The organism is Vibrio sp. 10N.261.55.F4 (assembly GCF_041470465.1).
Lineage (GTDB): Bacteria > Pseudomonadota > Gammaproteobacteria > Enterobacterales > Vibrionaceae > Vibrio > Vibrio crassostreae_C.
On record NZ_JBFRMM010000021.1, the window covers coordinates 159,047 to 177,832 of the forward strand.

15 protein-coding genes and 1 pseudogene are annotated in these 18,786 nt (G+C 43.8%); 8 read left to right on the top strand and 8 right to left on the bottom strand.

The genetic code is table 11. The features are described 5' to 3' along the window. The first annotated feature begins 197 nt into the window (after nt 1-197). The 4 genes from codB (at nt 198) to AB4249_RS12185 (ending at nt 4,768) form a co-directional block, all read left to right on the top strand. A complete protein-coding gene (gene codB, locus AB4249_RS12170) occupies nt 198-1,436 on the top strand; it encodes a cytosine permease (protein ID WP_032546874.1) in 1,239 nt (412 codons plus the stop codon). A 9-nt stretch (nt 1,437-1,445) separates the two neighbouring features. Beyond that, complete coding sequence (locus tag AB4249_RS12175; RefSeq protein WP_017061790.1) at nt 1,446-2,723, top strand: cytosine deaminase; 1,278 nt, start codon at nt 1,446-1,448, stop codon at nt 2,721-2,723. 358 nt (nt 2,724-3,081) lie between these two features. After that, nucleotides 3,082-3,294, top strand: a complete 213-nt coding sequence (locus tag AB4249_RS12180; protein ID WP_004740083.1) for a cold-shock protein — start codon at nt 3,082-3,084, stop codon at nt 3,292-3,294. Between the two features lie 457 nt (nt 3,295-3,751). Beyond that, nucleotides 3,752-4,768 carry a GGDEF domain-containing protein gene (locus AB4249_RS12185; protein ID WP_017060611.1) on the top strand — a complete coding sequence of 339 codons (1,017 nt, stop codon included), beginning with the start codon at nt 3,752-3,754 and terminating at the stop codon, nt 4,766-4,768. Nucleotides 4,769-4,895: 127 nt separating this feature from the next. On the opposite strand, the gene AB4249_RS12190 is transcribed toward AB4249_RS12185, so the two are convergent. Continuing rightward, nucleotides 4,896-5,492 carry a malate synthase gene (locus AB4249_RS12190; protein ID WP_017060610.1) on the bottom strand — a complete coding sequence of 199 codons (597 nt, stop codon included), beginning with the start codon at nt 5,490-5,492 and terminating at the stop codon, nt 4,896-4,898. A 169-nt stretch (nt 5,493-5,661) separates the two neighbouring features. Between AB4249_RS12190 and AB4249_RS12195 the strand changes: the two genes are divergently transcribed. Next, complete coding sequence (locus tag AB4249_RS12195) at nt 5,662-7,191, top strand: DUF3612 domain-containing protein (protein ID WP_083994278.1); 1,530 nt, start codon at nt 5,662-5,664, stop codon at nt 7,189-7,191. A gap of 567 nt (nt 7,192-7,758) precedes the next feature. On the opposite strand, the gene AB4249_RS12200 is transcribed toward AB4249_RS12195, so the two are convergent. Both AB4249_RS12200 and AB4249_RS12205 read right to left on the bottom strand, forming a co-directional pair. Next, complete coding sequence (locus tag AB4249_RS12200; protein ID WP_372103340.1) at nt 7,759-9,408, bottom strand: DEAD/DEAH box helicase; 1,650 nt, start codon at nt 9,406-9,408, stop codon at nt 7,759-7,761. 163 nt (nt 9,409-9,571) lie between these two features. Further along, on the bottom strand, nt 9,572-10,927 hold the full coding sequence (locus AB4249_RS12205) for a diguanylate cyclase (RefSeq protein ID WP_372103343.1): 1,356 nt from the start codon (nt 10,925-10,927) through the stop codon (nt 9,572-9,574). Between the two features lie 283 nt (nt 10,928-11,210). On the opposite strand from AB4249_RS12205, the gene AB4249_RS12210 reads away from it, so the two are divergent. Next, nucleotides 11,211-12,359 carry a DUF3541 domain-containing protein gene (locus AB4249_RS12210; RefSeq protein WP_372103346.1) on the top strand — a complete coding sequence of 383 codons (1,149 nt, stop codon included), beginning with the start codon at nt 11,211-11,213 and terminating at the stop codon, nt 12,357-12,359. A 144-nt stretch (nt 12,360-12,503) separates the two neighbouring features. Here the strand turns inward: AB4249_RS12210 and AB4249_RS12215 are convergent, their stop codons facing one another. The 4 genes from AB4249_RS12215 to AB4249_RS12230 all read right to left on the bottom strand — a co-directional run bounded on the left by AB4249_RS12215 (nt 12,504) and on the right by AB4249_RS12230 (nt 16,032). Next, nucleotides 12,504-13,121: a class I SAM-dependent methyltransferase gene (locus AB4249_RS12215; RefSeq protein WP_017064868.1), complete on the bottom strand. Its 618-nt coding sequence runs from the start codon at nt 13,119-13,121 to the stop codon at nt 12,504-12,506. A gap of 45 nt (nt 13,122-13,166) precedes the next feature. Further along, a complete protein-coding gene (locus AB4249_RS12220) occupies nt 13,167-13,436 on the bottom strand; it encodes a hypothetical protein (protein ID WP_017064869.1) in 270 nt (89 codons plus the stop codon). Nucleotides 13,437-13,757: 321 nt separating this feature from the next. Continuing rightward, on the bottom strand, nt 13,758-14,966 hold the full coding sequence (locus tag AB4249_RS12225; RefSeq protein WP_017060598.1) for a NupC/NupG family nucleoside CNT transporter: 1,209 nt from the start codon (nt 14,964-14,966) through the stop codon (nt 13,758-13,760). A 445-nt stretch (nt 14,967-15,411) separates the two neighbouring features. After that, complete coding sequence (locus tag AB4249_RS12230) at nt 15,412-16,032, bottom strand: hypothetical protein (protein ID WP_017060596.1); 621 nt, start codon at nt 16,030-16,032, stop codon at nt 15,412-15,414. 187 nt (nt 16,033-16,219) lie between these two features. On the opposite strand from AB4249_RS12230, the pseudogene AB4249_RS12235 reads away from it, so the two are divergent. Next, nucleotides 16,220-16,543, top strand: a pseudogene (locus AB4249_RS12235) (PTS sugar transporter subunit IIA); the annotation flags it as partial. A gap of 133 nt (nt 16,544-16,676) precedes the next feature. Here the strand turns inward: AB4249_RS12235 and AB4249_RS12240 are convergent. Beyond that, on the bottom strand, nt 16,677-17,942 hold the full coding sequence (locus tag AB4249_RS12240; protein ID WP_029235617.1) for an HD-GYP domain-containing protein: 1,266 nt from the start codon (nt 17,940-17,942) through the stop codon (nt 16,677-16,679). 226 nt (nt 17,943-18,168) lie between these two features. Between AB4249_RS12240 and AB4249_RS12245 the strand changes: the two genes are divergently transcribed. Then, nucleotides 18,169-18,705, top strand: coding sequence for a GNAT family N-acetyltransferase (locus AB4249_RS12245; protein WP_017064876.1), 537 nt, complete (start codon nt 18,169-18,171; stop codon nt 18,703-18,705). The last annotated feature ends 81 nt before the right edge of the window (nt 18,706-18,786 follow it).

Genomic DNA, 18,786 nt, shown 5'->3' on the forward strand with positions numbered 1-18,786 from the left:
TTTTCTATTTGTTTTTTTTAAATAAAGACAGAAAATAACCCTATGTTTTACAAGATAATTACTGCAATAACTGGTTTTTATGGGCAATTATTGACAAAATTAGCATTGACGATGTGATTTATATCACCATAATGCGCAAGTTTGCCTGCAATACGGCGACCGTTAATTTTAATTTTGATCATTTGCGGAGGTAAAAAATGGCTGCTGATAATAACTACAGTCTAGGGCCGGTTCCTACATCGGCTAGGAAAGGAGTCGCTTCACTCACCATGGTAATGCTTGGACTCACTTTCTTCTCTGCAAGTATGTGGACAGGTGGTTCACTCGGGACAGGTCTTTCATTCAACGATTTCTTCCTCGCCGTTCTCATCGGTAACCTAATCCTCGGTATTTACACTTCTTTTCTTGGCTACATCGGCTCATCTACTGGCCTCTCTACCCACCTCCTTGCTCGTTTCTCTTTCGGTACTAAAGGCTCATGGCTTCCTTCTGCTTTACTTGGTGGTACACAAGTCGGTTGGTTTGGTGTGGGTGTTGCGATGTTTGCTATTCCAGTACAAAAAGCAACGGGCATTGATACCAACACCTTGATTATCGTATCTGGCTTATTGATGACGGGGACAGTGTACTTCGGCATTAAAGCACTAATGGTACTTTCAGCGATTGCAGTACCTGCGATTGCGATTTTGGGTGGTTACTCAGTACTGACTGCCGTAGACAGTGTTGGTGGACTAGAGCAACTGCAACTAATTAAACCGGAGACGCCAATGGACTTCTCAATGGCGCTAGCAATGGTTGTAGGTTCGTTTGTAAGTGCGGGGACGTTAACTGCCGATTTCGTTCGCTTTGGTAAAAAGCCAGCAAGCGCAGTATTGATTACTATGGTTGCATTCTTCATCGGTAACTCGCTGATGTTTATCTTCGGCGCAGCAGGCGCAGCAGCAACAGGTCAGGCTGATATTTCAGATGTGATGATCGCGCAAGGCCTACTGCTTCCAGCCATCATCGTGCTTGGATTGAATATCTGGACAACCAATGAAAATGCACTTTATGCATCTGGTCTGGGTTTATCTAACATCACTGGTCGCTCAAGTACTACAATGTCTATCATTAACGGCATTATCGGTACGATTTTCGCGCTTTGGTTATACAACAACTTCGTTGGTTGGTTAACCTTCCTTTCGCTGGCGATTCCACCAATTGGTGGTGTAATCATCGCCGACTTCTTCGCGAACCGTAAACGTTACAAAGATTTTGCAAATGCAGAGTTCCAAACCGTTAACTGGGCTGGCATTATCGCGGTAGCAACAGGCGTAGCCGCTGGTCACTTCCTACCTGGCGTTGTTCCTTTGAACGCAGTGTTAGGTGGTGCAATCAGTTACCTCGTGCTTAATCCTCTATTGAACAAAAAAGCTCTGAAATCTCAGGCCGCTTAAGGACACACTATGACAACCTTATTAATCAAGAACGCGAAACTTCAAGACCAAGAGGGCTTGAAACAGATTCTGATTGAAAATGGTCAATTTTCTCGCATTCTCGATAATGACGCGCAAATCAATCATCAAGGCGACATCCTTGATGCTGAAGGTGGCATTGCAGTTACTCCTTTCTGTGAACCGCACATCCACCTAGATACTACTCAAACTGCTGGTGAGCCTAACTGGAACATCTCTGGCACTTTGTTTGAAGGTATTGAGCGTTGGGCTGAGCGTAAAGAACTGCTATCAATCGAAGACGTAAAGTCTCGTGCTAAGCAAACACTGAAATGGCAGATAGCTAACGGTGTTCAACACGTTCGTACGCACGTTGATGTGTCAGACCCAACACTCGTTGCGTTAAGAGCGATGGTTGAAGTTCGTGAAGAGATGAAAGAGTGGGTCGACATCCAGATCGTTGCATTCCCTCAAGAAGGTATTCTTTCATACCCTAACGGCAAAGAGTTGCTTGAAGAAGCAGTGAAGATCGGCGCTGACGTTATCGGTGCTATCCCTCACTTCGAATTCACTCGTGAATACGGGGTTGAATCTTTGCATTATGTGTTCGAGCTTGCACGCAAGTACGACTGTCTGATCGACGTTCACTGTGATGAAATCGACGACGAACAGTCTCGCTTTGTGGAAACATTAGCAGCCCTTGCTCATAAGTTTGAAATGGGCGAGAAAGTAACTGCTAGCCACACCACTGCAATGGGTTCGTACAACAGTGCTTACACATCTCGCCTGTTCCGTCTATTGAAGATGTCAGGTATCAACTTCGTGGCAAACCCGCTAGTGAACATTCACTTACAGGGCCGTTTCGACGATTACCCGAAACGCCGCGGTGTAACGCGCGTTAAAGAGATGCTAGCAGCAGACATCAACGTTTGTTTTGGCCACGATGATGTGTTTGACCCATGGTACCCACTGGGCACAGCGAACATGCTTCAAGTTCTGCACATGGGACTGCATGTAACACAGGTTATGGGCTACGACCAAATCAACAACTCACTTGATTTGATCAGCAAGAACTCTGCTCGCACATTGAACATTCAAGACAACTTCGGTATCGAAGAAGGTAAGCCAGGTAGCTTGCTGATTCTTCCTGCTGACAATGGCTTTGATGCAGTACGCCGCCAAGTACCAGTGCAGTACTCAATACGCCACGGTAAGGTGATTGCAGAGACTCAACCAGCGAAAACAAAAATAAATTTAGATCAAACTGAAGATATCAACTTTAAGCGTTAATATCGTCTATACTAATGATCAAAAGGAAGCTGAGATGCTTCCTTTTGTTGTGTTGGACGAAGCGACAAAACTATCACTAAATCAGTGTAAATCTTGTACATTCGCACGGTATGACAAAAAAAGCACAAATTTCTTAAGCAATGCGTGTACATCTCAAAAGACTGTGTTAACATGCTCTCGCTCTGTTAGCCGGAGTTATTTAAGTTAGATGAATAGTAAAAAATTGACATGTAAAATCGTTACCCGTTTTTGTAAGTAGTTTTTCCTTATTTCTTAGCAATATTAAATAATTCAATTATCAGCGCATTGCATTAAATGCAATCAACAACTTAGAAAATTTATGAATAAGGGACAAATTATGTCTAACACAAATACTGGCACTGTAAAATGGTTTAACGAAGAGAAAGGTTTCGGTTTCATTTCTCAAGACAACGGCGGCGCTGACGTATTCGTACACTTCCGTGCAATCGTTTCTGAAGGCTTCAAAACTCTGAAAGAAGGCCAAAAGGTTTCTTTCGAAGTTGAAAATGGTCAAAAAGGCCTACAAGCAGCAAACGTTGTTGCTCAATAATTAGCTCTTATAGCTAAAAAGAATTTTAAAGCGCTGATTTTTATCGGCGCTTTTTTATGCCTGCTTATAAACATTTCCCCTCTCGATACAGGCTTTCCCCCGTAAACTCTGAACAAATGCAAATCACCAGCCAAGCGTCCTCAACCTAGACTTTCTCAATTAAAGCTCAACGATCAATTTACGTCACTTTTTGTATGCACTTCCCTAGACAACACTTAATTCTCAGTAATCTTTTGATACTAACTCACGCTACGCCGAAAGTTTGATAAGCCCAAATATGGTTAAAGAACAATCCATTAGATTACGCTTATGAATACGCAATCGATATTCAAAATAAAAATGAGTTATTTATCCAACCCTCATCCACTAATCATATAATTTTTAAAGCAAAGACCTTCGAAATCCGCTAACCTTGTTCGCAAGTGGCTTAGTTGTTTTGGTATCTGCAGTAAAAATAATGAACAAAGACGAATTTCAGAAATCCACCGCAAATCTAAAAAAAGCGGTGCCTCTTATGATGAAGAACAGGGTGTCAACGACACCTGCAAATTACGCACTTTGGTACACCTATGTCGATAACGCTATTCCCCAGCTGACTCAAGACATGGATGGTGTTTTAGAACACTACGGTATTTGTCCTCCTGCCGTTGGTGAGCAGCTATACAACAATTATGTTGCCAGCAAATCCGAAACCAATATCAATGACCTTCGCGCTAATTTGGAACTGTTAGTTTCTGAAGTTTCCAATTCAATGAATGACACCCTGACCGACACCTCCGCTTTTTCTGACATGATCGATAAAAGCTTCGAGGACTTGGCTCGTGTTGATAATGAAAGCCTATCTATTGATGAAGTCATGTCCTTAGTTCGACAGCTGGTGTCTGAATCCCGTCATATTCGTCACTCTACTCAGTTTTTAAACTCTCAGCTAAACTCTGCAACCTCAGAGATCACCAAGCTAAAAACCCAGTTAGTAGAAGTTCAGAAAGATGCGCTTTTCGATAGTACAACCACACTCTATAACCGTCGCTCTTTCGACCGTGACATAGAAACCCTGTGTGAAGCACAACAATCTTTGTGTCTGATTCTTCTCGATATCGACCACTTTAAAAATTTCAACGACACCTATGGCCACTTGTTTGGCGATATGGTGCTTAAAGCGATCGCTCGCAAGCTGAAGTTAAGTTGCCGTGAAGGTATTTCTGCCTATCGATTTGGTGGTGAAGAGTTCGCGCTGATTGTGCCTAACAAGTCTTTGCGTATTGCTCGTCAACTCGCTGATACCAATCGTCGCTCTCTAGAAAAGCTGTCGATTAAAGATCGCCGCAGTGGTCAACAAGTCGGCAGTATCACTGCATCGTTTGGTGTCGCTGAACTTGAACCCGGCGAATCAGCTCAATCGCTGATTGAACGTGCTGATAAGCTACTTTATGAAGCGAAATCACTTGGCCGTAACCGAGTCATGCCTTTGTAAAACACACCAACAATGCTCTTATCGACATATTAGTCGGCTCGTATTGAGACTAGAAAGCCCCAAAGACATTATCTTCGGGGCTTTTTCTTTAGTTGTATAAATTACTTTAGCTAACTAGGATTCACCGTTAGATCTGGAAGCAATAATTCAAGCAGTAGTCTTCACCACTCTTTGCTCTGAACTCTTTATCTTCACTGCATGCCTTTGGTTTACCCTTTGCGTCACCTTGAATCAAACTGATCCAGTGGCGCATCGCTGCAATGGTCTCTTCACGCATTGTGGTTGTTGCTTCCATTGGTGATTGGCCAAACGTGGTGCATGATTCCAACTGAATATCATCAATTTCTACTAGCTCAATACAACCTGTCCCTTTGTGGCAACCAAACATCACCTCTAGGTGGCTGCCACTGCCATCTCGAAACAAGATAGAGTCTGGGTCGTTCTTCTCACCCATGTACGCTACAAACTGCTTAGGGTGCTTCAGACCGCTGTGCTGACCGTCTTTAAAGTAAGCCATAATATGGCGGTAATCGACTACGTAGCTGGTTACGTCTTGATGTGAGCCATTCTCTAGTGGGAATAGTCGATCAAGCAGCTGCTTTGCTTTCACTTGCTTTTCAGTTTGCTGATTAGCATTGATTGTCTCCACGGCAAAGACAGCTTCAGCGATAAATGGCTTTGATTGTTTTTGGATTTCTGTTTTATCGAATGTAAGCATATTCATAGTCTTTCCCTCTTGACCAGTCCGGTGATAACCACCGATTTCTACAGCAAAAATGTGTCCTAGAGCAATTATTCCAAACTAACGTTTAATTTATTTGTCATTTTGTGAATTGCTTAGTTTGTAGATTAGCGCTTTTTTACATACAATTTCACAACAAAAATTTTACAATGTGAATTTTACAAATATGGCCTTGTCAAAAAGTTTAGTTCGTCAGTCACATTTCCTAGGTACGAAGATACGTAACCTAAGAAAACGTAACCATTTAACGATGGAAGACCTGTCTGCGCGTTGTATTAGAATCGACCCAGAATGTGCCCCTTCCGTTTCTTACCTTTCAATGATTGAACGTGGAAAACGGGTTCCGAGCATCGATATGCTGGAAGTGATTGCACAGGTCTTTCAGAAGAATCCGACGTGGTTCCTCGACGACGAATCTGAACAACAAGCCATTGCTCCTGATAAGGGGAATCGTGGTGGGATAAGTGGCATGGCGCTCGAGCCGAGCTTCCTATTCTCAAACGACATCCTGCAAATTGCGATTCCTGAGATGCTGTCACAAACGGGCATTTCAGGCCGCCAGTTTGCGCACCTCTTGATTCGAGCACACCAAGAGAGCAACCAGAACCACTTCCCTGACCTTGAGCGCGCTGCGGAAGAGGTAGGCTTAAAACGTCTTAACCTCAGCGTAGAAGACCTGATAGACATCGCTAGAAGCCTAGGCATCAACATCCGCTGGGTGACGCGCACGCCGCAAGACGTCGTCGATGAGCTCGGAATTAACGCTAAGCAGTTAGTGACCTCCTTCTTTGAGCCTCCCGGTACTATCTTCTTAAACGAGATTCTTAAAGAATACCCTACTCGTCTGAAATACGACCTTTCGGTTTATATCGGCCATTGCATTCTGCACAGCAAAGAAGGCCTAAAGAGTGTGTTGTCGGTCGGTAACAACAACACATGGGATGACAACCAGATATCGGGATCTTCACAGCTCAACTCCCAAGATATTCTTCAAGCATGGCGAGACTTTGAATCTAGCTTCTTTGCTGGTGCACTTCTGTGTCCGAAAGTTCCGTTTAGACAGCTACTCGACCGCACTGGTTACGAAATCGACGTTCACAAAAGAGCAGGGGTTTCCCCCTCTGTTGCGATGCGTCGAATGACTGTAGTATCGCCCTACCCTCACTGGCACTACTTTGATGCTTATGGGCCGGGGAAACTCAAGGCGGTATATCGCGGAAACGGGATTCCACTGCCTTGGGGAAATATGAGAACGGTCGCTGACCCATGTCAACATTGGGCTGTGTTCCGTCGATTATCAGAACCTCGAGCGGGAAGCTCGGCTCAAATATCCATTTTGAACGTGGGTGATGAGCCAAGGATCTACTGCTGTGAATCCATCAATATGACGGATCCTGCGGGTAACAATCGTGTGCTGTGTGCTGGTATAGATCTCAACCCTGCGATTGATGCTCAAGGCGGTAATTCAAGAGACATAGCAGAGCAGCTTAAAGCGTCATGCGTTAACAATGGTGGCTCTGTGGTAATTCCGCGTAACATCAAGAAAGATCTCACGACAATAGCCAAGATTCTAAATATAAATTGGATTGAACGTGGGATTGAGACAGAGGCGAGGCTTATCTGCTCCAGAGGTGGAGAATGCCCACGCCAGCCAAGCTGTTACTCGAAGTGTGGTGAGTAAAAAAGTAATAACAAAAAATAGAACCTAAAATTCAGGCAAAAAAAAACCAATCACAATAAGGGTGATTGGTCATATATTTTGTGTGAACAAGAAAGGTTCACTAACAACGTCAGTTGGCTAGGTGACCCTCGGCTTAAAAAGGGTCACTATTACTAATGCAGCATGCGTGCCAACTTTTAAAACACGTATTTACTACGCATCTGGACACGTATTGGCCGTATATCCTTGTTTGTTTTGCAAACTGGAATTGCAAATTGCGAAAACCAACAAAAACGCTAGTGATTATGTTGTTATTAATGAATCATTAAAGATTCATTACCCTTCCCCAAAATGCCATATTTCCCTTAGATTCAATCACTTTAAACAGCAATAAACCTCCCCTAGCTTACTCAAGCTATACGGTTACTCAACATAAACAACACCCTAAACAACGCCCATAAAAAAACGCGAACATTGAGATTCAATATTCGCGCTTATTCGATTTCTATGACAGAAAGAACTTAACCCACGAGACGCCTTTTTATAAAGCGACTCATGTTCGTTGCTCTTTCAATATCTCAGAAAAGATTACTTCTGAGGAGCTGGCTTAGAACGGCTTCGAGACGGTTTGTTTGTCGAAGGTTTGTTGCTTGTCGGCTTATTTGACGACTTGCTTGGGCCGTAGCTACCGCCGTAACCAGACTTCTTAGGTTTGCCTGCAGGTTTACCCGCGTTGTTTGGCTTACCAGTACCGTTAGATTTACCCGCACCGCTTGGTTTGCTCAGAGTGTTCTGAGCACCTGCGTTATTTGCAGCAGGTTTATTGCCCGCACTACCGCGTTTAAAGTTGCTGCCGTTGTTTCTTACTGATTTATCTTCAGTTGTCGCAGCTGAGTTGTTTTCAGCAGGTTTCTTACCAGATATCGGCTTACGCTTTGGAGCCGAACCATTACCAGCTACATGACGCTTGTTCTTACCTGCTGGCTTGTGCCCGCGAGCGTTATCACCAGAGCGTTGACCATCAGCATGTTCACGTGGCTGTTTTGCTTTCTTCGGTTTCTTAGGCTTGATTGGACGTGAATCCAAGCGAGACTCAGGTAACTTATTTACTGGAGAGAAACCTTCCAATTCACGACGCTCTAGCACTTGTTGAATCAGGCGTTCAATACCGAACAGCTCACCCACTTCATCCGCACAAACCAATGAAATCGCTTTACCGACTTCACCAGCACGGCCAGTACGACCGATACGGTGTACATAGTCTTCTGATACATGAGGAAGATCGAAGTTAACTACTTGAGGCAGTTGCGGGATATCGATACCACGAGCGGCGATGTCAGTTGCAACAAGTACTCGTACCTTACCTGTTTTGAAGTTCTCTAAGGCTTTAGTACGTGCACCTTGGCTCTTGTTACCATGAATAGGTGCAGCAGTGATGTCTTGCTCTTCAAGGAAGCGAGCAAGCTTGTTCGCACCGTGTTTCGTCTTGCTGAACACCAACACTTGTCGCCAATCGTTATCTTTGATTAGCTTCGCTAGCATTGCGCTCTTTTTCTTTTTGTCTACTGGGTAGATGCTTTGCTCAACCGTTTTTGCCGTTGAGTTCGCAGGGCTTACTGAAATCTCAACAGGATTGTTCACCAAGCCTTTCGCTAAGCTTCGGATATCATCAGAGAACGTCGCAGAGAACAGTAGGTTCTGACGCTTCTTAGGCAAGAAAGCTAAGATCTTACGGATATCGCGGATGAAACCCATGTCTAGCATGCGGTCCGCTTCATCTAACACTAGGATTTCTAGTTGGTCAAAACGCACTGCATTTTGGTTGTATAGGTCAAGTAGACGACCAGGTGTTGCCACCAACACGTCACTACCTTTACGCAGTTTTTGCATCTGAGGGTTAATCTTCACACCACCAAACACTACCGTCGAAGTCAGCGGTAAGTTAATACCGTACTTCACTACGCTGCCATTCACTTGCGCAGCAAGCTCACGAGTTGGCGTTAGCACGAGCGCACGAACTTGGTTCTGACGTACGCGAGTACCTTTCGATAACATTTCAAGAATAGGTAGCGTGAAGCCTGCAGTTTTACCTGTACCTGTTTGAGCAGCGGCCATAACATCTTTGCCCGTTAGGACAGCTGGCACGGCTTTCTCTTGTATTGGTGATGGCTTATCGTAACCTTGTGCTTCAATAGCTTTAAGGATCGGTTCAGAAAGGCCAAGGGAGGTAAAACTCATAGATTATTTTCTCAGTTGAATAACATTTAGTATGAGCAACACGTTAAAAAGTGCGTTGCTTCAGCTTTTGCTCATCAAATACATTGATACGGAGCAAAGCGCGGTATTCTGAGGCTTTTCCCCCCATTCAGCAACTAAATTCTAATCGCAGCTAAAATTCAACCTAGATAACTTGTCGCTTCTGTTCGTACATTTTTTCATCAGCGGCTTTCAAGAGCGCATCGACATCATTGTAGTTACTATTGTGAATAACCCAACCCACACTGATTCTGAGATAAATAGAGTGCGCTTCGTACACAACTGGCGCCGAGCATATCGCCTTTCGTAGTTTAGTCACGATTGAAGATACGTGTTGATCATCGATGATGCGTGGCAACAAGACCAAGAACTCATCACCGCCTATCCTTGCGACGATATCTGAAACACGCAGCTCACTTCTTATGCGGTTAGCACACTCGATCAATACCTGATCGCCTGCCGCGTGACCATAAGTGTCGTTGATTGCTTTAAACCCATCGAGGTCGATATTTACAACAGCAAAGGTTCTCGCTCTCTGTTTTTGAGTGGTTTTGAAGGCCTGCTTGAGGCTATACATGAAGTATCGACGATTCGGTAACATCGTTAACTCATCATGCATAGAACGGCTATCTGCAATGCGGTAAAGGCGATAAATAGTAAAGAAAGCAAACGCCAGCACTAATATTATGGAGTAGCCCACCAGCCTTACCGCTTGGATGCGATACCAAGGCTCATCCATCAATACATGTTCGTTACCGGAGAGAGCAAGGTACCAACCCCCGTATGGAAAACTCACCTGTTCAGTGGCAAACGCATTATCAAACACATCCTGAGTACCATAAAAGACAGCGCCATCTTTCCCTGAACTGTTTGCACCACGAATTGCTAATTCATACTTTTTCTCGATCTTGCCGATTCCAACATCTTCAAACAGCTCATCTAAACCGATAACAGCACTGGAGACACCCCAATAATCTTGATTAAAAGGCGGATCTCGGAAGATCGGAGTACGCGTAATGAGGGCTTGCCCACCTTGAAACAACTCAAAGGGACCAGCAATAAAGGTGTTGCCAAGATTACGGGCTATCTCAACAGACTCCCATTGATTTGGGTGATCACGATAATTAATACCGAGAATCTGCTCATTACCTTCCAGCGGGTAAACAAAATTTAGAATGTCGTCTTTGGCGAGTCCGATAAGTCGAATATGGAAGCCATCTTGAATGATATTCTCAGCAATCTTATCCCAATTTTTCACCTCACCATTGGGGTTGATGGTCACTAAGGTCGAGAAATTATTGAGGATATACATATCTGACACGATCGCGGCTTCAATCCGAGAACGAATAATGGATAGTTGCTTTTTTGCCTGTGAATACGATTCGTTTTTAAGAAAAGTTAATTGCTTGGCATGAAAGAACTCAATTGCGCTTACTATCGCAAGGAAAAAAAGAAAAGCTACTACTCTGGCAGACCACTGCTTGCTAGAACCACTTGGCATTTACGAACCTCTAACACTATTGTTCTATATACTGCCTTATAACGGCTCATTTCTGGCTTATTGCTCCAGTATGCCGCTAAGTCATTAAAAATCCATACTAACGTCGACTATCTATCAAATATTGAGTGATCCATCACTTCAAAATTCTTTACCAAACGAATGGTTTAATCAAAAAGGGTTAGTGAACCTTATAAAGCTTACATTGTATTGACTCAAACCTTACATTAAAGGATTCATCGATGTTATTTTACATAGACTATTAATCAGCTTGGTACCTCACGACATGAAGCTAAAAACGATTACACTGTGCACATTACTATCGGCCTCAGTTACGGTCGCTGTTCACGCACAAGAGAACGCTCTGGCGACAAATGTACCGAGTATTCAAACCCAAGCAGATTCTCTCAACTCTCATGAACAATCTTTCAAACAATCTGCAGACCTCATTCGTACCACCTACGAAAGCCAGCTTTACACTCTGCCTGCATTCAAAGAAGGTCATTACGGGCTGCGCATGTATCGCCAAACATTAGACGATAAGTATTCTGCTGCGGTGTGGAGTGACATGGCACGAGTGGCAAGTAAGCTCAGCACCCTGTCGAATGACGTTCATACCATGGAACAAATCGTACTCTACTCAGAGAAGCGCGTTGCTTCTTATGTTGGCGATAATGATGAGCGCAGTGTTCGACGTTACAACATCACCAAGCACATGCCAGAATATCTCTACCTTGGTGTTGACCTCCTAGGCTCTATGGCTCGTGCTAATGAATACGGTTTAGAGCACAAGAACGATGCTAAGCTGCGTGAGATCATTCGTCGCTATGACTTTTCACGATACGTGACCAACGAAGATATGGTGAAAGCGTGGGCGGCTCAACTCGCCAATCAAGTCTACTGGCTGCGCCAACTGGGTGAACAAGATGTCGTTGATGAGTTTGTCGAAACCTTCAAAAAAGCGTACCCAGACGATGAAGATAAGAAGCTTTCAAGTCAGCAATTTGGCAACAAACTCTACGGCATGACACACGTCATCTTTGGCGATTCCGAGTACTATCAGCATCAAGTGAGCGAGCAAGATCATCAATGGATCTACGATTACTTCAGAGAAAACATCGATACGATTCTGTTGCGTGCGAAAGAAGATGTGATTGCTGAGGTTGGATTGACCTTCTTACTGGCAGGTTTAGAAGATGACCCAGTTCTAGAGAAAACTCGACTCGCGATTCAAGCTTCTATCGATGAGAAACAAGGCATGATCCCTTCAATTACTGGCGATTTTGACCTTGAGTACGGTGAACACCGCAACGTATTAGCAATCATGCTACTCGATTGGCAGCAAGTGAATGAAGCGCCGACTTATGAAGGCAACCCTAAGGTGTTTACTAACATCCCTTACGGACTCATTAAAAACCAACCACCGAAGAACTAGCAACATACCTAGCCTAGGTTCATCATAGAACCCAAAAAGCCTCATACCTTTCAAGGCTGCGGCTTTTTGCTGTTTACTACGTCAGTACTCGTATCAAAAGTTGTTAATATCAAAACCTGCGTAAAGATAAAAACAAAGACGACATCAAGCTCCTGACACGGCTTTGTTCATCACTATCGTAAAATCCCCTTCTGCGTAGCCCTCCGTTAAAGAGACATCATCGCAGAGCGTTTTACAGAAACGATAGACACCTTGAGGGTGATAACTCATCAAGGTATTACGCGAAGGATACTGGCTTGAGTTGAGAAGATTAAAAATCACCGTCTGATTCGCCAGTTCATACATGCGAGTAATCATGTTTGTCAGATAATCAGAATCACGAGAGATGTAGTTCAGTGAACCACTAGCGATGACAATGTCGTGCGCCTCAAGGTTCATTTTGCTCATATCACCCGCCAAAAACTGACAACGATCTTCTGTGTAGTTTTGCTTCGCCTTCTTAAGAAAGCCTGCGTGTTGGTCAACGCCGGTATAAGATTGAATACGATAGATGCTGTCGAGCAGTTCAAACAGCTCGCCATAGCCGCAACCCAAATCTAAAACACTCTTCTTTTCGAAGTCCGCCGCACGAGCGATTACTTCAAAGCGACACAATTGACTCTCTTCGCTAGTCCAACCTAAAGCTTTAGCCTTGTCGCCATTCGAGCGGTTAGTTTGTTTCCGATGATAGCGATACACCTTCCAACGATCGAGCCAGTGCATTCAAATCAGCCCTACTTCAATGAACATCAGCACACCTTGATAAGATTAAGCTTTAGAACTTGAAGAAAAGAGCCCACCGATTTTATAACCGATCGCATAGCAAACCACGGCGACAGTAACAAACACCAATGCCGAGAAGAAATACGCTACAGACGCTGCGACACCAGCCCCCCACACCACGCTGAACACCAAACCGAGATAAGCCTCTTTTGGCCACTGGTAGATAGGAAACTGAGCGCCGCCAGCAATTAGGTAAACCATCGCAAACAAGCCAATGAAGGTAACAATAAGACCGATGAGAACGCGAATGTTCATGGAGAGACCCTTGATTAATTTAGCTTGGTTGCCATTGTTCCTAATCGAAAGCGGATATGCTTAGTCGGAACCGAATGTTCTCAATCGAAATCGAATGTTCTTAATCGAAGCCGAATGTTATTAATCGCAACCTGATGATATTCAAGTATATCGGATAAAAGGAACTGGCTCTATTACTCTTCCGAGTGAGCTTTTACTCACGATAGACAAATCACAGTCGACGGCCAAAACCTGATTTCGCCTGATTAACAGGCACAAAAAAGCGGACACCCTCCTTACGTTAACTCCGTAAGTAAAGTGTCCGCTTTAACTGAATATAGCTTAAAGCAGGATGAAAATACCCGCTAAGCATGCACTCATTAGGTTTGCTAGCGTACCAGCAGCTACAGCTTTCAAACCTAAGTTTGCAACTTCAGCACGGCGCTCTGGTGCCATAACACCGATTGAACCTAACTGAATCGCGATAGAACCAATGTTAGCAAAGCCACATAGAGCAAAAGTCACGATCACTTGGCTGTGTTCAGATAACAGAGCTTTGTTCTCAACGAAGTCGATGAAAGCAACAAACTCGTTCATAACGATCTTCTGACCGATGTAAGAACCCGCCATCAATACTTCATCACTCGGGATACCGATCAGCCATGCAAGAGGCGAGAACAGGTAACCAAAGATAGCTTGTAGCGTAATACCCGCAAAACCGAACGTTTCACCTAGGCTTTCTAGGCCAGTGTTGACCATCGCAATCACACTCACGAATGCAACCAACATAGTACCAACCGCTACCGCAACCTTCATACCGTTCATCGCGCCGCTTGCCAATGCATCAATCACGTTGCTTTGGTCAGCTTTATCTAGTTCGATATGGTCGTAATCACTTGGTGTGCTGCGCTCAGGAACAATGATCTTCGCCATTAACAGACTGCCCGGAGCCGCCATAAAGCTTGCAGCGATAAGGTATTTAAGCTCAACACCAAGGCCAGCATAACCACCAAGTACACTACCCGCTACCGACGCCATACCACCTGCCATTACAGCAAACAGTTCCGAACGAGTCATAGACTTTAAAAAGGGACGAATAAGAAGAGGAGACTCACCCTGAGAAAGGAAGATATTACCTGTAGCAACCAGAGATTCAGCTTTACTTGTACCCAGCAGTTTTTGCACCGCTCCGCCCAAGATTTGAATCACTTTCTGCATAACGCCTAAATAATAGAGCGCAGAGATCAAAGCACTGAAGAAGATAATGATTGGAAGTACGCGAACCGCGAAAATGAAGCCTTCAGTAGCAAGGTCACCGAAAAGGAATGCGATACCAACGTCTGCAAAACCAAGCAAACTCGAAACGCCATTGCTTAGGCTTGTTAACGCCAGTTGTCCCCAAGGGAAATACAATACTAAGGCTGCAAAACCGATTTGAAGTAATAGTGCACGAGAGACCGTTTTCCAGTTAATTGAAGAACGACTTTCAGATAACAGGTACGCGCAAGCAATCAGTGCAAGAACACCGACAAAACCAAATAGAATATTCATAATGTGTCCTAGTAATCCTTAAAGAGTGAACATGAGCCAAGCAAATGACATCAAAGGAACAGGACAAAGAACCGCAAGCAAAACGCTACGCGATGAAGGAGCTAACAGGGTTAGCGAATGTAACAACGAGTTGTTCATGTAAAAAATCACCTTATACAAGCAGTGGAACGTAGCTGGTCCGGTCCGTGGGGTCATTCACATATCCATGTGACGGCTTGTATTGGCTAAGCACCGGCTTAAAACCGGAAGAGAAGTATAAACAGTTAAGTGAGACTTTCATCACATTTCTTAACGCAAACGATCGCGCGGTCATAAAGCGTACAAATCGAACTACTTCTCGCAATAATTCATTTTCCCAGCAAGAAATAATGCAAAAAAAAACATCATTAAAACAAAAAGCCACAGAGTGTGGCTTTTTCAAAATATGAGATCAAAGTGGGAATAACTAGTTTAGCAGGGCACTTTTCACTTCAGCATCTCGGAATATCTCTTCAAAACGCTGTTTGTAGATCAGTTGCATCTCATTGATGATTGCACCACCATCAGGTACATCATTCTCGCCTTGGAAATTTTTGCTGAGTAGCTTATTACCAGCTTCATCATAGATAATCACATTAACGTTGTACCAAGAGTTATCCGTAAATGCGTGGAAGTCATACTTCCACTCATTCAAGACAAACATCATCGATTTGTTGTCGAATGCTTTCATCTGCTCAGCAACCTTGGTGATATCCTCTTCAGGCGTCGTCTCAACCGACTCAACAGCTACTTGCTGTTTTTTCAAGCCTGCGACCAATCTGTCAGTCAAAAATTGAGACATTGGCTGCTGTGTCGCCGTGTTGTAGGTATAAGGAATACCTAACGAACTGCGAATAATTCCCTCAAATTTTGGCTCTTTATCATGATCGAGAACGTATGGTCTCTTATCGATTACAGCGACGGTCAACGCTTTTTCCTGTGGAACTTCATTGAGTTGAGGCGCACTTTGTTCTGCTGTTAATACCGTTGCACAACCAGAAAGCCCTAACGATACTGCAGCGAGCAGTAAACTGACGAGTTTTTTCATAGATTTACCTATCTTATTGTTTTGAATAGGCTGTTCTAACAAAAATCGACTTAATGAGTAAACATTCATAAAATCAATATTTTACATAATTGTTATTTATATAAATTCGCTCACACATCGGGTTAAATTTATTGAGTCATCAGTCAATAACAAGGGTTTGTAACGGAACGTTATGAAATGAACAGATTATGTTCAAGCTATCAAGCAAAAGCACAAGGACATCGGCGCGTACTATGTTCTGGCACCAAAAATTGCGATGCCTCATGCTCGCCCTGAAGATGGTGTGAACGAAGCATCACTGCAAGTAACGGTATTCAAAAAGGGTGTTGATTTAGAGTCAGAAGACAACGGTGACGTTTACCTTTCGATTACTCTGGCAGCGATGGACTCAGATAGCCACATCCATACGATTATGGCGCTATCAGAGTTGTTCCAAAATGATGATGACATCGATGCCATCATCGCAGCGGAAACTGAGCAAGCGATCATCGAGATCTTAAAACGATACTAATCTCGATATAAAGATCCTGATAAGCCCCCATGAAAAAAGCGATAGCCTCGGCTATCGCTTTTCTGTTTCTGGTGTTTAGTCATTTCGACCGAGTATGAATTTAGGCGTCACACCTCGAAAGCATTCAGTGGCGTTAAAACGCGTACATTCGTTTGTCTGTCGATAATTCAAAGCAATATTGCGCGTGTTTATTAAGGCACTCAAACACTTCTCGATCCAACTTAAAGTTATCAACGTGGTCCCTCAAAATAGCGAGAGTCTCTTCTAACGTCATGCCTCCACGATAAGGTCGAGACTGAGTTAGCGCTTGAAACACATCCACCACAGCAACAATTCGACTGGGTTGATCCAACTCTTCCGCCGTTTTTCCCATTGGGTAACCCGAACCATCTAACCTTTCATGGTGATTAGATGCCCACTGACAAACCTGAGGTGAACTGAACAACTCCTGCAATGCGAATCGAGTGTCCGTTGCATGGCGTTTAATACAGCAATACTCTTCTTCAGTGAGTAAATCCGGCTTATGCAGAATGTCATTAGGGGTTTGCAGTTTACCGATATCATGGACTAACCCAGCCAGATAGAGTTTGCGCTGAGTGGTGTAGGAATAACCCAGCTGTTTGGCGAGGTATTCTGAAAGCTGCCCAACCTTTAAAGAGTGCTTAAAGGTAAACGAACTTTTGGTATCAACAACATTGGCGATAAACTCGGCAAAGGCCACCGTCTCATCCAGCGACATTTGCTGGGAGAAAAATGGCACAGGTTCAAAGTTATCCCTCATGTTCTCGATGTATGGAATCTCCATAGAAAACCAGAAGTCATCCAAATCAACCAACTCGCACATGTGTTGCACAAGGTTGGTTTCGAACATCTCATCCGCTTGTTCAGTCAAACGTTCAATGATGCTCGCTTTGCCATCTGGTGTTAGGTTTCCATAACGATCAGAAGAGGTTATGCCGTATAGATAATCGACTCTATCGGCAAGCATCACGATGGCAGCTAGTTCTCTTTCTAACTCGCTGATATGAATAGCCCTTAGCTCAGACCACGGAGTATGGTGATAAAGAACCGGCTTAGCAAATATAGAAAGAACTGGGCACTCTTTTAAGATTTGGTAGCCCTTTTGACAATGGTGATAGCTTGAGTCAGGTACAAACCCAGACGTTAAACTGAGCTGTTCATCAATTTGCGAGACACCACAGTCGTGAATCAAGCCTAACGAAAACGCGAGCTGCGCTTGCTCTTCTTCCCACCCCACACTCAGAGCACATCGATACGCGATATAGCCCACTCTCTGTCCATGATTTTTACTTTCGAAACCGACGTTATCAAGCGCCTTAGCAATACCGAATAGAGCCTTCCTTAAGTCCACGGTCACGTCCTGGCAATGTTGATTCATTATTTAAGCCTAGCATTTTTATATTTTTTATATATTTAGGCCGCTAATACTAATGCATAGCTAATGATTATATACACAACTATTGTAAGGTTTAATGAGTTTCGTGATAGAACCAACGTATCACGAAAAATCCGTGCTACAAATGGTTGCATATTAAAAATCATGCGACATTATAGCCTGCCGACTAAGATTCGCTTAAATAAGCAGCCATAAGAAAAGGAAAGACATGTTTAAAACGGTTATCGACAACGAACTCTCCATCGCATTGGTTGAAGAGAGCTTCGCTTCTCACTACGCGGAAATCTCACAAAGCCAGAATGAGTACCTAAGTCAATGGCTCGTGTGGCCGCCACATTGTAAAACCGAGCAAGACTTTAGGATCTTCATCCAACGCTCGCTACACGATTATGCGGAAGGGAAAAGCATGACCTGTGCGATCGTGTATCAAGACAAGGTCGTCGGTAACTGCAGTTTCAATACTATTGATCATGATAAGCAAAAGGTGACGATAGGTTATTGGTTATCTGAGACATACCAAGGAAAGGGGATTGTGACGCGCGTTGTCCAGAAGCTGATTGATATTGCTTTCAATGAGTTAGATATGGAAAAGGTAGAGATATCAGCCGCAACCGGTAACCAAAGCAGCCGTAAGGTTTGTGAGCGCTTACATTTCACGTTAGAAGGTATCATCACGCGTAACGAAAACTTGAATGGTCGCATCATTGACCACGCTATTTATGGCCTTCATCGCTCTAAGCTCTAAGCTCTAAGCTCTAAGCTCTAAGCAGTAGTACTAAGAAGTCACTAGCTTGTAAATCGGAATATGAAAAAGCCACGGTATTAA